The sequence below is a fragment of the Enterobacter sp. R4-368 genome (assembly GCF_000410515.1).
In the GTDB taxonomy this organism is placed as follows: Bacteria; Pseudomonadota; Gammaproteobacteria; order Enterobacterales; family Enterobacteriaceae; genus Kosakonia.
In genome coordinates this window covers 4,178,748-4,192,466 of the sequence record NC_021500.1, presented here as the reverse complement: position 1 = coordinate 4,192,466, position 13,719 = coordinate 4,178,748, and the positions used below count along the sequence as shown (strand labels likewise).

12 protein-coding genes are annotated in these 13,719 nt (G+C 51.5%); 3 read left to right on the top strand and 9 right to left on the bottom strand.

Annotated features, from left to right (window positions below):
* Positions 1 to 5 precede the first annotated feature (5 nt).
* Positions 6 to 701 (top strand): 7-cyano-7-deazaguanine synthase QueC, encoded by a 696-nt coding sequence (gene queC, locus H650_RS19520; RefSeq protein WP_020456775.1) that lies wholly within the window; start codon positions 6 to 8, stop codon positions 699 to 701.
* Positions 702 to 798: 97 nt separating this feature from the next.
* Here the strand turns inward: queC and H650_RS19515 are convergent, their stop codons facing one another.
* The 9 genes from H650_RS19515 to bolA all read right to left on the bottom strand — a co-directional run bounded on the left by H650_RS19515 (position 799) and on the right by bolA (position 11,221).
* Positions 799 to 1,206 carry a YbgC/FadM family acyl-CoA thioesterase gene (locus H650_RS19515; protein ID WP_020456774.1) on the bottom strand — a complete coding sequence of 136 codons (408 nt, stop codon included), beginning with the start codon at positions 1,204 to 1,206 and terminating at the stop codon, positions 799 to 801.
* 95 nt (positions 1,207 to 1,301) lie between these two features.
* Positions 1,302 to 1,685, bottom strand: coding sequence for a helix-hairpin-helix domain-containing protein (locus H650_RS19510; RefSeq protein WP_020456773.1), 384 nt, complete (start codon positions 1,683 to 1,685; stop codon positions 1,302 to 1,304).
* 151 nt (positions 1,686 to 1,836) lie between these two features.
* The gene (ppiD, locus tag H650_RS19505) at positions 1,837 to 3,714 is read right to left on the bottom strand and encodes a peptidylprolyl isomerase (RefSeq protein ID WP_020456772.1); all 1,878 of its coding nucleotides are present in this window, start codon (positions 3,712 to 3,714) and stop codon (positions 1,837 to 1,839) included.
* 209 nt (positions 3,715 to 3,923) lie between these two features.
* A complete protein-coding gene (gene hupB, locus H650_RS19500; protein WP_017458889.1) occupies positions 3,924 to 4,196 on the bottom strand; it encodes a nucleoid-associated protein HU-beta in 273 nt (90 codons plus the stop codon).
* Positions 4,197 to 4,406: 210 nt separating this feature from the next.
* Positions 4,407 to 6,761 carry an endopeptidase La gene (gene lon, locus H650_RS19495; protein WP_020456771.1) on the bottom strand — a complete coding sequence of 785 codons (2,355 nt, stop codon included), beginning with the start codon at positions 6,759 to 6,761 and terminating at the stop codon, positions 4,407 to 4,409.
* Positions 6,762 to 6,944: 183 nt separating this feature from the next.
* Positions 6,945 to 8,219, bottom strand: a complete 1,275-nt coding sequence (gene clpX, locus H650_RS19490) for an ATP-dependent protease ATP-binding subunit ClpX (RefSeq protein ID WP_017458887.1) — start codon at positions 8,217 to 8,219, stop codon at positions 6,945 to 6,947.
* A 125-nt stretch (positions 8,220 to 8,344) separates the two neighbouring features.
* A complete protein-coding gene (gene clpP, locus H650_RS19485) occupies positions 8,345 to 8,968 on the bottom strand; it encodes an ATP-dependent Clp endopeptidase proteolytic subunit ClpP (protein ID WP_017458886.1) in 624 nt (207 codons plus the stop codon).
* Between the two features lie 287 nt (positions 8,969 to 9,255).
* Positions 9,256 to 10,554, bottom strand: coding sequence for a trigger factor (tig, locus tag H650_RS19480; RefSeq protein WP_020456770.1), 1,299 nt, complete (start codon positions 10,552 to 10,554; stop codon positions 9,256 to 9,258).
* A gap of 349 nt (positions 10,555 to 10,903) precedes the next feature.
* Positions 10,904 to 11,221 carry a transcriptional regulator BolA gene (bolA, locus tag H650_RS19475; protein WP_017458883.1) on the bottom strand — a complete coding sequence of 106 codons (318 nt, stop codon included), beginning with the start codon at positions 11,219 to 11,221 and terminating at the stop codon, positions 10,904 to 10,906.
* A gap of 298 nt (positions 11,222 to 11,519) precedes the next feature.
* On the opposite strand from bolA, the gene H650_RS19470 reads away from it, so the two are divergent.
* Positions 11,520 to 12,098, top strand: coding sequence for a lipoprotein (locus H650_RS19470; RefSeq protein ID WP_017458882.1), 579 nt, complete (start codon positions 11,520 to 11,522; stop codon positions 12,096 to 12,098).
* Positions 12,099 to 12,137: 39 nt separating this feature from the next.
* Positions 12,138 to 13,613, top strand: coding sequence for a muropeptide MFS transporter AmpG (ampG, locus tag H650_RS19465; protein WP_020456769.1), 1,476 nt, complete (start codon positions 12,138 to 12,140; stop codon positions 13,611 to 13,613).
* Positions 13,614 to 13,719: the final 106 nt, after the last annotated feature.

Below are 13,719 nucleotides of genomic sequence, written 5' to 3'. Positions count from 1 at the left end.
GAATTATGAAACGTGCCGTTGTTGTGTTTAGTGGCGGACAAGACTCCACAACCTGCCTGATCCAGGCGTTACAGCAGTACGATGAAGTGCATTGCGTAACCTTTGATTACGGCCAGCGCCATCGTGCTGAAATTGATGTGGCACGAGAACTGGCGCTAACGCTGGGCGCACGCGCGCATAAAGTGCTGGATGTAACGCTGCTGAATGAACTGGCGGTGAGTAGCCTGACGCGCGACAGCATCCCGGTTCCGGATTATGAACCCGACGCGACCGGCATTCCGAACACCTTCGTACCGGGGCGTAATATTCTGTTTCTGACGCTGGCCGCCGTGTATGCCTATCAGGTGCAGGCGGAAGCGGTGATCACCGGCGTATGCGAAACTGATTTTTCTGGTTATCCCGACTGCCGCGATGAGTTTGTTAAGGCGCTAAATCATGCGGTTAACCTGGGCCTGGCAAAAGAGATTCGTTTCGAAACGCCGCTGATGTGGATTGATAAAGCCGAAACCTGGGCGCTCGCTGATTACTGGGGCAAGCTGGATCTGGTACGCAGCGAGACACTGACCTGCTATAACGGCATCAAAGGCGATGGCTGTGGGCATTGCGCAGCCTGTAACCTGCGCGCCAACGGTTTACAGCACTACCTGGCGGACAAACCCGCCGTGATGGCGGCAATGAAACAAAAAACCGGGTTGAAGTAATCACAATACATGGCCCGGTGAGTATGCTAGCCACCGGGCTTTAGCCTGATGGCGGCATTGCTTTATCCGAACGACGAAACGACGCGAAAAGGATGAATTAATCGCCTTCGCGGATCATCTTCTCAAGCCTTTCTCTTAATTCACCTTCCAGCGCCAGGGCTTTTTGCGTTTTGAGATCGATACAGACGAACGTCACCAGCGCATCAGCAACCATTTGCCCCTCAGGGTTCAATGTCACCGCCTGGCTCAGTACACCGCTTTTGCCATTAATCTGCTGCACATGACTGGTCACTGTAAGCACATCGCCCAATACGGCCGGACGGCGATAGTTGATATTGATATTGACCACCACGAAAGCGATGTTGTTGGCAGTCATCCATTTAAAGCTCTCGTTGTTTTCCAGCCCATCCCAGCGCGCCTCTTCAAGGAACTCAAGATAGCGGGCATTATTCACATGTTGGTAGACATCAAGATGAAAACCACGAACTTTGATTTGCGTCTGCATAGCGCTTTAACCTTCACTGTTTATAGTTATAGAGACAGAGGTCATACTGGTATGACCTCTCTATTCTGGCAAAGATTAGCGACTACGCAAGCGGCTTACAGCTTCAGATTCGACAAATTACGTTCAACCAGCGTCCCTCCTATGCCTGGCACCTGCTTAAGATCGTCTACAGATTTAAACGGGCCGTACTCTTCCCGATAGCTGACAATCGCCTGGGCTTTCTTGATACCCACGCCATTCATGACCCGCGACAGCTCTTCCGCCGTTGCGCTATTGATACTCACCCGGGTACCACCTTCATCATCCGCGCTTTTCGCCGCATCCTGTGCTTTGGTTTGCGCTGATGTGGCGGTATCGCTTTTACTTTGCTGCGCAGCGGGTGGCTTAGCCACAGCAGAAGGCGCTGCCAGCGCACTATGGCTCAGCGTCGCGCAAGCGAAGGACAGCGAAATTAAGAGTGCTTTGATTCCATGTTTCATTGTGTTTCTCCTTTGTTTTCAACGCCAGGCAACAATAACCACAACAAAGGACGCAGACAAAACACAAACATTCAAAATGGAAAAGGCCGCGAAAGCGGCCTTTAAGGTTTGCAGAGTATTACTCTTTTTTTGCGAGACGCATCGAGCCTTTTTATTGCTGTGGCTCAGCGACGATGTCACCCAGTTTGATCTTCGCTTCTTTACGCAAGTTGCTCATCAACGCTTCAAAAGCGATTTGTGCATTGTTCTGCGTGATGCCCTGCACCATCGCTTTCTTCTGCGCATCCGGCATCGTGCCTGCTTTCACTTCGTCCAGCGCCATGATAACGACATTGCCTTGCTGATCGTTAGCGGTACCGAAGGAAGGTTTATCTTTTGCTGGCAGCGGCAGATTAAACGCCGCCTGGCTTACCGGATCCTGGCCAGTACGTGCCAGCGTTTTCGCCTCACCAAAGCTCAGCCCCGCCGCTTTCAGCGCATCATCACCTTTACCGGCTTTCAGCTCACCCAGCAGTTTATCCGCATCGAGTTTTGCTTGTTGCTCCGCTTTGTTGTGCTTCACGATATCGCTGACCTGAGTTTTTACCTCGTCCAGTGGCTTGATCGCTTCGGCTTTGTGATCGGAGATACGCAGCACAAATGCGCGGTCACCATCAACGGTGATGATGTCGGAGTTGCTGCCCGGCGTGCCGTTCTGCCCTACCAGACCACCATTGAAAATGGCATCGCTTACTGGTTTGAAATTCAGCTCTTCCGGCAGGTTATCGCGACCGAACCAGCCGGTCTGTACTGCTTTAGCACCAGCAGCCTGCTCCGCACCTGCCAGCGATTCGTTATCGTTGCTCGCCGCTTCGCTCACTTTCTGCTGCAGCGCGTACCATGCATCCAGCGCTTTTTCCTGTTTCACTTTCGCTGCCAGTTCATCACGCACATCGTTCAGCGGTTTCACCTGCACAGGCTGGATATCATCCAGACGTGCAACCAGGTAACCCACCGAAGATTTAATGACACCAGACAGCTGGCCTTTCTCTTTCAAACCGGCATTTTTAAGCTCTTCCGGCGTGGTGGCGTCTTCAAGCCAGCCCATATCACCGCCGTTACGCGCAGAGATAATGTCCGCAGATTTCGTTTTTGCCAGAGCCGCAAAGTCCGCGCCTTTTTTCAGCTCATCCAGCACCGCTTTCGCTTCATCTTCCGTTTTGGTCTGGATAATGCTGTAGCGATTACGCTGCGGCTGCGTGAACTGATCCTGATGCTGATCGTAATAGGCCTGGATTTGCTCGTCGGTGACGTTTTCCTGCATCGATGCAGCATCCAGCTTGATATAGCTTACGCGGAATTGCTCCGGCGAAACAAAGCGGCTCTTGTTCTGATCGTAATAACTGGCAACTTCTTCATCGCTTGCGGTCTGCTTCGCCGCCAGCGCGTTGACATCAATCACTGCCTGGCGCACAACACGCTGTTGAGCGACCAGTGCAGCCAGCTCGTCAGTCTCACCTTTGAGCATGAAATCAGTACCGGCAACGGCGTTAACCAGCTGCTGCGAGGTTAACTGGTTGCGCAGCGCCTGAGCATATTGATCGGTGCTCATCCCCATCTGGTTTACGATGGCGCTGAAGCGATTGTTATCAAATTTACCGTTAGCCTGAAATGCCTGAGTAGCGAAAATCGCTTTTTTCACCTGATCATCGCTAATGCCAAGACCAAGGCTTTTTGCGTACTGGTCCAGCAGCGCTTCATCAATTAAACGATTAAGCACTTGCTGGCGCACAGATTTCATGTAGTTTTCGTTGGCCGCCAGCTCCGAGAACTGATCGCCCAGCTGTTGCGCCATGCGGTTGCGCTCGCTATTCACCGCATTTTCAAACTGTGAACGGCCGATTTCCTGACCATTTACTTTTGCGGCGTAATTATTGTTACCGCCAATCAGGTAGTTACCTACGCCAGTCAAAATGAATGACACGATAATCAAACCCAGAATGATCTTGAGCACGACGTGATTTGCCGCCGCGCGTAAATTGTCCATCATGGTGTAACAACACTCCGCTGTAGGTGACTGTAGATCTCAGGCAGCTCAAGTTGCCCGCTGCGTGTAAACGCGTATTTTGACAAGAAAACGGGGCAATTGTTAGCCCGCATCGCGTATTAACTCGCAGAAAGTGCGTTTGCACAAATAAAAAAGGCACATCTCGCGATGCGCCCTTGTAGTTTGTCGCTATCCCTTCAAGGGGAAGGCGATCAGTTTACTGCGTCTTTCAGTGCTTTGCCTGCGCGGAAACCAGGAACTTTAGCCGCAGCAATGGTGATTTCTTTGCCGGTCTGAGGGTTGCGGCCTGTACGGGCAGCACGCTCTTTAACAACAAAAGAGCCAAAACCTACCAGCGCTACGTCGTCCCCGGATTTCAAAGAATCAGTAACGGCAGCAATAAAAGCATCTAACACACGTCCAGCCGCAGCTTTAGAGATGTCAGCATCTGCGGCAATCTTGTCTACCAGTTGAGATTTATTCACTCTACTCTTCCTCTCTTTATAATTTATATCGCACCTGAATCCTTCACAGCGCGACCGCGCAGCAGTTATATCAGGCCTGTCATGCCCTTACAACACCAGTTGATGATGACACACCCAACCAGCAATCTAAATTAGCTATACAAAAAAAGGCTGGCAAGTCCGAAATCACTCACCAGCCTTGTTTTTATTAACGCACTTTGCGCAAGGTCACTATTTTGCCGTTACGACTTGCATACCAAAGGGTTCATTCTGCAGCGCGAGGGCGAGAACTTCTTCAATACGCTTGACCGGATGGATATCCAGATCGGCTACAACGTTGTCCGGGATCTCTTCCAGATCGCGCTTGTTTTCGTAAGGAATCAGAACAGTCTTAATGCCCCCACGATGCGCCGCCAGCAGTTTTTCCTTCAGTCCGCCAATCGGCAGAACCTGTCCACGCAGGGTGATCTCCCCTGTCATCGCCACGTCTGCACGAACCGGGTTACCGGTCAGACAAGAAACCAGCGCGGTGCACATCGCAATACCTGCGCTTGGGCCATCTTTTGGCGTCGCACCTTCCGGCACGTGAACGTGAATATCACGTTTTTCATAGAAATCGCCGTTGATACCGAGTTTTTCCGCGCGGGCACGCACAACCGTCAGCGCCGCCTGGATAGACTCCTGCATCACTTCACCCAGAGAACCGGTATAAGTCAGCTTACCTTTGCCTGGGACACAGGCGGTTTCAATGGTCAGCAAGTCGCCGCCCACTTCCGTCCAGGCCAGGCCGGTGACCTGACCCACACGGTTTTCATCGTCCGCTCGACCGTAATCAAAGCGCTGCACACCAAGGTAGTCATGCAGGTTTTCACCGTTGATTTCGATATGCTTCAGAGACGGATCCAGCAGCAGCTGTTTCACCGCTTTCCGGCACAGTTTCGAAATTTCGCGTTCCAGACCACGCACACCCGCTTCGCGGGTGTAGTAACGGATAATGCCAATGATCGCGCTGTCATCAACGGTCAACTCACCCGGTTTCAGTGCGTTACGCTCAATCTGTTTGGTCAACAGGTGACGTTTGGCAATGTTCAGTTTTTCGTCTTCGGTGTAACCAGAAAGACGGATCACTTCCATACGGTCCAGCAACGGCGCAGGAATATTCATAGAGTTGGAGGTCGCAACGAACATAACGTCGCTGAGATCGTAGTCCACTTCCAGATAGTGATCGCTAAATGCCACGTTCTGTTCCGGATCCAGCACTTCCAGCAGCGCTGAAGCCGGATCGCCGCGCATATCGGACGACATTTTGTCGATCTCATCGAGCAGGAACAGCGGGTTTTTCACGCCCACTTTTGCCATCTTCTGAATCAACTTACCCGGCATAGAACCGATGTAAGTACGGCGGTGACCGCGGATTTCTGCTTCATCACGTACACCGCCCAGCGCCATACGGATGTATTTGCGCCCGGTAGCCTTCGCTATCGACTGACCCAGAGAGGTTTTACCTACCCCCGGCGGTCCAACCAGGCACAGAATCGGCCCTTTCAGTTTGTTCATACGGCTCTGAACCGCAAGGTACTCTAGGATGCGGTCTTTGACACGTTCGAGGCCGTAATGGTCGGTATCAAGGATTTCCTGCGCCTGGCGCAGATCTTTTTTGACCTTGCTACGCGCGTTCCACGGTACTTGCACCATCCATTCGATATAGCCGCGCACCACGGTTGCTTCCGCAGACATCGGCGACATCATTTTCAGCTTTTGCAGCTCCGATTCGGCTTTTTCTTTTGCCTCTTTCGGCATTTTCGAAGCGTCGATTTTACGCTTCAGCGCTTCGTTTTCGTCCGGCGCGTCATCCATTTCGCCCAGCTCTTTCTGAATGGCTTTCATCTGTTCATTCAGATAGTACTCACGCTGGGATTTCTCCATCTGCTTTTTCACGCGATTGCGGATGCGTTTCTCAACCTGCAGCAGATCGATTTCAGACTCCATCATCGCCATCAGATATTCCAGACGTTCGTTGACGTCGGACATCTCCAGCACGGACTGCTTATCCGCCAGCTTCAGCGGCATGTGTGCAGCGATGGTGTCAGCCAGACGCGCAGGATCGTCGATGCTATTGAGCGACGTCAGCACTTCTGGCGGGATTTTTTTGTTGAGCTTGATATAGCCTTCAAACTGGCTGATCGCAGTGCGCACCAGCACTTCCTGCTCGCGCTCATCGATAGCCGGCGAGTCAAGGTATTCTGCTTTCGCTGAGAAATGCTCACCATCGTCAGCAAGCGTGGTAATGCGCGCGCGCTGAAGCCCCTCGACCAGTACTTTTACCGTGCCATCGGGCAGTTTCAACATTTGCAAAATAGACGCCACGGTCCCGACGGTGAATAGATCGTTTACACCCGGCTCATCCGTTGAGGCTTCCTTCTGTGCAACCAGCATGATTTTTTTATCATGGTCCATGGCCGCTTCCAGACAACGGATAGATTTTTCCCGTCCCACAAATAACGGAATGACCATGTGCGGATAAACCACCACATCGCGCAACGGCAATACGGGGATTTCAATGCGTTCAGAACGCTCAGGATTCATAGAGCTCTCTCTTAGTTTAAAGTCCGCCAGGTAATCAGGTGACGTGACTGTGCAACACGCACCATTAACATGTAAAGCAGTATATGGGGATGTTTCCCACACATTCAACGCTGTGTTTACGGAAAAATAAAAGGGGAGATAAAATCCCCCCTTTTCGATTAACTGATTGTAAGATTTGGTTAATTATTCGCCAGACGCCTGCTGCGCTTCCGGTTTGCCATAAATCAGCAAGGGTTTGGTTTGACCCGCGATGACCGACTCATCAATCACCACTTTCTCGACATCTTCAAGTGATGGCAGATCATACATAGTGTCCAGCAGCGCGGCTTCAACGATAGAACGCAGCCCGCGAGCGCCGGTTTTGCGCACCATTGCTTTCTTCGCGATAGCGTCGAGCGCTTCGTCGCGGAATTCGAGATCCACGCCTTCCAGGTTGAACAGCGCCTGATACTGCTTAGTCAGGGCATTTTTAGGCTCTTTCAGGATCTGAATCAGCGCTTCTTCACTCAATTCACTCAGCGTGGCAACAACTGGCAGACGGCCGATGAATTCAGGGATCAGACCGAATTTAATCAAATCTTCCGGTTCAACCTGCGCCAGCAGTTCGCCTTCGTTGGCTTTTTCAGATTTTCCTTTCACCGTCGCGCCAAAACCAATGCCGGAGCCGGTTTCAACACGGTGAGAAATCACTTTATCCAGGCCTGCGAACGCACCGCCACAGATAAACAGGATCTTAGAGGTATCAACCTGCAAAAACTCCTGCTGCGGATGCTTACGTCCACCCTGCGGCGGAACCGCAGCCACGGTGCCTTCGATCAGCTTCAGCAGCGCCTGCTGTACACCTTCGCCGGAGACATCACGGGTAATCGACGGGTTATCAGACTTACGGGAGATCTTGTCGATTTCATCGATGTAGACAATCCCACGCTGCGCTTTCTGCACGTCGTAGTCGCACTTCTGCAACAGTTTCTGAATGATGTTTTCTACGTCTTCACCCACGTAACCTGCTTCGGTTAACGTCGTAGCATCGGCCATGGTGAACGGGACATCCAACAGACGCGCCAGCGTTTCCGCCAACAGCGTTTTACCGGAACCCGTTGGCCCGATAAGCAGGATGTTACTTTTACCCAGTTCAACGCCGTTGCTGGTGTCGCCATTGCGCAGACGTTTGTAGTGGTTATATACCGCGACCGCCAGCACTTTTTTCGCCTGCTCCTGACCGATGACATAATCATCAAGGTGGTGGCGAATTTCATGCGGGGTCGGCAGCGCGCTGCGCTCGCGATGCGGCGCAACCTCTTTAATCTCTTCGCGAATAATGTCGTTACACAGATCCACACATTCGTCGCAGATATACACGGATGGCCCAGCGATCAGCTTACGCACTTCATGCTGGCTTTTGCCGCAAAAAGAGCAGTACAACAGTTTGCCCGAACCATCTTTGCGTTTATCTGTCATGAGTCAAAACCTCTTATCTGTTCTTTGTGCCGCACATGACGACGCATATGCCATTCCAGGCGCAAAACGTTACTCAAGCGTGTGCCGCTTGTACTCATTAGTATAGCGGCACCTGCAGCCTGAGCTTAGTTACGATGGGTTAAAATTGAATCAACCAGCCCGTATTCCACCGCCTCTTGCGCAGCAAGGAAGCGGTCACGTTCTGTATCGCGTTCAATTTGTTCTAAAGATTGACCTGTATGATGCGCCATAAGTTCATTCATGCGCCCTTTCACTTTCAGAATCTCGCGCGCGTGGATTTCAATATCCGTCGCCTGGCCCTGATAGCCGCCCAGCGGCTGGTGAATCATCACACGTGAGTTTGGCAGGCAGAAACGTTTGCCCTTCGCACCCGCCGTCAGCAGGAATGCGCCCATTGACGCAGCCTGGCCCATACAAATTGTGCTGACGTCCGGCTTAATAAATTGCATGGTGTCATAAATTGACATCCCTGCGGTAATTACCCCGCCAGGCGAGTTAATGTACAGGTAAATGTCCTTTTCCGGGTTTTCCGCTTCCAGAAACAGCATTTGTGCCACAATCAGGTTCGCCATGTGGTCTTCAACCTGACCAGTCAGAAAAATTACGCGTTCCTTGAGAAGACGGGAGTAGATATCGAAAGAGCGCTCACCGCGTGAGGTCTGTTCAATAACCATTGGCACCAGGGCCATATGGGGTGCAAAGTTGTCTCGTTCGCCGCTGTATGACATTTCCGTCTCCTGGATAAAAAATTAACAAACCTGCTGTACTGATTGTACTTGAGTGAGTGGGGTCTGACTACGACGCCTCACGGACGGATTATCAGCCAGAGTCTTTTCTGTCGCTATTCCCTTAGTGGGGATGACATTACCTGATTTCAAGCATAACAATCTTTTGCTGTTACGCTAACACTGAAACGCCCTTTTAGCACAGATCTGATAGTCCTGATGCGATAAAAAAAGCCCGTCACCAGCAAGCAGGTGACGGGCTTATTGCTTTTAGCTATCGCAGAAGTCGATTAAGCCTGTTGGTTCATCAGTTCGTTAAAGGAAGTGGCTTTTTCAGTCACTTTCGCTTTTTCCAGAACCGCTTCAACCGCTTGTTCTTCCAGCGCAACGTTACGCATGTTTTCCATCAGCTCTTTGTTTTTGCTGTAGAATTCGATCACTTCTTTCGGATCTTCATATGCAGAAGCCATCTCTTCGATCAGGCCTTTAACGCGCTCTTCGTCAGCTTTCAGCTCGTGGGTACGAATAACTTCGCCCAGCAGCAGACCAACCACAACACGACGTTTTGCCTGCTCTTCGAACAGCTCACGCGGCAGTTCCAGAGCTTGTTTCTCGTTGCCACCGAAACGCTGTGCAGCCTGACGGCGCAGAACGTCGATTTCGCTGTCAATCAGTGCGGCCGGAACGTCGATTTCGTTCGCTTTCACCAGGCCTTCAATCGCCTGAGATTTAACACGGTTACGCACCGCGCCTTTCAGCTCACGCTCCATGTTTTTGCGTACTTCAGCGCGCAGACCCGCAACGGAGCCATCTTCCACGCCAAAGCGTTTGATGAACTCTTCGGTCAGTTCCGGCAGTTCACGCTCTTCAACTTTCTTCAGGTTAATGACGAATTTCGCCGCTTTACCTTTCAGGTTTTCTGCGTGGTACTCTTCCGGGAAGGTCACGTCGATGGTGAACTCTTCGCCCGCTTTGTGGCCTTTAATACCGTCTTCGAAACCCGGGATCATACGACCCTGGCCCATTGCCAGTACGAAATCAGTGGCTTTGCCGCCTTCGAATTCTTCGCCATCAACGGAACCAGTGAAATCAACGGTCACGCGATCTTCAGCGTCAGCAGCGCCGTCTTTGTCTTTCCAGGTCGCCTGCTGCTTGCGCAGCGTTTCCAGCATGGTGTCCACGTCAGCATCGGTCACTTCAACAACCGGTTTTTCAACTTCGATGGTATCCAGCGCTTTCAGCTCAACTTCCGGGTACACTTCGAACTCTACAGAGTAGGTGAAGTCTTCGCCCAGTTTGTATTCGCCCGGAACATAGTTCGGCGCGCCAGCTGGGTTGATTTTTTCCTGAATGATCGCATCGATAAAGTTGCGGCTCATCAGATCGCCCAGAACGTCCTGGCGAACAGACGCGCCATAACGCTGAGCAACAACGGTCATCGGTACTTTACCCTTACGGAAGCCGTCAATACGCACTTTCTTCGCTACGTTGACCAGCTCGCTCTTCACAGCGGTCTCGATGCTGTCAGCAGCGATTGTAATCGTTACACGGCGCCCAAGGCCCTGAGTGGTTTCAACTGAAACTTGCATCTTGTTACCTCAAAAAATCACAGTGCTCGGTCAACTCTACTCTGCGAAGCAAACCGTTTCGCTTGCAGAACCGGGATGTTCTCTCAAATCAGATATACATTCCCTGTCGTCAGAATCATCCCGAAGACATTCCGAAAAATAAGACGCAGCATTATAGCGGCATCACAGATATGAGTCGAGAACGGGAATGTCGCAATGGTGCGTCATTTTTCACACTTCTGAAGCAATTTCGCTCAAAAAACTGCGTTTCTCGCTCAAAATTCAGACAAAACAAAACGGCCCGTAGGCCGTTTTTACATAATCTGCATGCAACATACTGGAAAAGTTTGGGCTGTTGCAACCAGGTTTTCTACGCGATGCTTCCGGCGCCGCGACAGGCTGGCGAGGTCAGCAGGGTATCCTGCAAACCTTCCCACTCCTTAAGTGTGTAAGTATGCAGAGCCAGTGCATGAATCGTCGTAGACAGTTCATCTGCCAACGTGCCGTAAATCATGCGATGACGGTTAAGAAAACGCTCTCCGGTAAAACGGTCGCTCACCAGTACAACTTTGAAGTGACTTTCAGAACCTGCGGGGACATTGTGACGATAGCTCTCGTCAACAACCTCAAGAATGAGGGGCTCAAACGCCGCCTTCAGCTTTGCTTCTATTTGTTCACGCATCATCATGATATTACACCTCCGACAACGCTGAGATGCCAGCCATCTCTTTAAATGTTAGCCGCTTTTACCGTCTCTATAACAATAAAACAACAAAAAATTAGCGTTCGTCCTATTTTCCCGCTCAAGGGGATGAACTCTACTGAAAGCAGCTTTTTTTGCGTGGCATCACCCATAAAACGGTTTTTGACGGCAAAAAAAGCACAAGACGATGAATTTCCATGCATTGAGGACTTCCTCTTAACAGCGGCAATGTTATGATGGCGAGAATTTTCCCCCAGAAGCTTAGATCCTTGAGAGCCTGAACATGTTTAAAAAACTACTCTTTCCGTTGGTCGCTTTATTTATGCTGGCCGGGTGCGCAACCCCGCCGACAACACTTGATGTCACCCCAAAAATTACTCTGCCGCAGCAGGATCCAAGCCTGATGGGTGTCACCGTGAGCATCAACGGTGCCGATCAGCGCCCGGATCAAGCGCTGGCCAAAGTGACACGCGATAACCAGCTGGTTACCCTGACAGCCTCCCGCGACCTGCGTTTCCTGCTGCAAGAAGTGCTGGAAAAACAGATGACCGCGCGCGGTTATATGATCGGGCCGAACGGCGCGGTAAACCTGCAGATTATTGTTAACCAGCTATATGCGGATGTCTCTCAGGGCAACGTCCGCTACAACATCGCGACCAAAGCGGATATCGCAATCATCGCGACTGCTGCGAACGGCAACAAGATGACCAAAAACTACCGCGCAAGCTATAACGTCGAAGGTGCATTCCAGGCTACCAACGACAAGATTGCCGGTGCGGTTAACAGCGTGTTGACTGACACCATCGCTGATATGTCTCAGGACACCAGCATTCACGACTTCATCAAGCAAAACGCCCGTTAATCTTTTTCTGGCCCGGTTTTCCGGGCCAGTTTTTAACTCATGTCCAGTCACTACTTACGCATCTTCACCCAACCGAAATCAGCCATCCTGCTGATTCTGGGTTTTGCTTCCGGTTTGCCTCTCGCCCTGACCAGCGGCACGCTCCAGGCGTGGATGACCGTTGAAAACATCGATTTAAAAACCATCGGTTTCTTCTCTCTGGTCGGCCAGGCTTACGTGTTTAAGTTTTTGTGGTCGCCGCTGATGGATCGCTACACGCCGCCTTTACTCGGGCGTCGTCGCGGCTGGCTGCTTCTCACGCAAATTCTGCTGCTGGTGTCGATTGCCGCAATGGGTTTCCTCGATCCGGCCAACCATCTGCGCTGGATGGCGGCGCTGGCTGTGCTTATCGCTTTCTGCTCTGCGTCTCAGGATATAGTGTTTGACGCATGGAAAACGGATGTGCTGCCGCTCGAAGAGCGAGGCGCAGGTGCGGCAATAAGCGTGCTGGGCTATCGACTCGGAATGTTGGTTTCCGGAGGACTGGCTTTATGGCTGGCGGATCGCTGGCTCGGCTGGCAAGGAATGTACTGGTTGATGGCCGTGCTACTGGTCCCGTGCATTATCGCCACCCTGCTCGCACCGGAGCCAGAGGATGTGATTCCGGTGCCAAAAACGCTGGAACGCGCCGTTGTCGAGCCGCTGCGTGATTTCTTTGGGCGTAACAACGCCTGGCTTATTCTTCTATTAATAGTGCTGTACAAACTGGGCGATGCGTTCGCCATGAGCCTGACAACAACATTTCTCATCCGCGGCGTTGGTTTTGACGCCGGAGAAGTGGGAGTGGTGAACAAAACGCTGGGGCTTATCGCCACGATTATCGGCGCGTTGTTTGGCGGCGTACTGATGCAGCGGTTATCCCTGTTCCGTGCGTTGTTAATTTTCGGCGTACTGCAGGCCATTTCGAATGCCGGTTACTGGTTGCTTTCGATAACGGCGAAAAGCATTTTTACGATGGGTTCAGCCGTCTTTTTAGAAAACTTGTGTGGCGGCATGGGGACTGCGGCGTTTGTTGCGCTATTAATGACGCTCTGCAACAAATCCTTCTCCGCAACGCAGTTTGCTCTGCTCTCGGCGCTATCGGCGGTTGGACGCGTCTATGTCGGCCCGCTGGCTGGCTGGTTTGTTGAAAGTTACAGCTGGTCGACGTTCTATCTCTTTTCGATTGTGGCCGCGCTTCCCGGTCTGTTATTGCTGATGCTGTGCAAAAAAACACTGGCATTTACGCAACAGAGTGAAAGTTTTCTCTGCAGAACGGAATACGCTACGGCCTACCGGCTGGCGCTGCGCATACTGAGCGCCGGTTGCGTACTGTTAGGATGCTGGCTGCTGGTGTTAATGATCAACGCCACAGGGTTCACCGACTGGTCTTTCGGCACCACGCTGCTGGAATGGGGCGCACTGTTAGCGTTTATCGGCATTGTGTTTGGCGGTGTGTTGGATCTACTGGCGCTACGTAAAACAGAGTTACTATAACGTGTTAAAACGACGTGATAAAAAAGCGCCTGCTGGCGCTTTTTTTGGCGTCAAAGCCTCGAAATGTTAAAAAACAGTAAAATGGCAAATAAAATCGCTTAAGAAT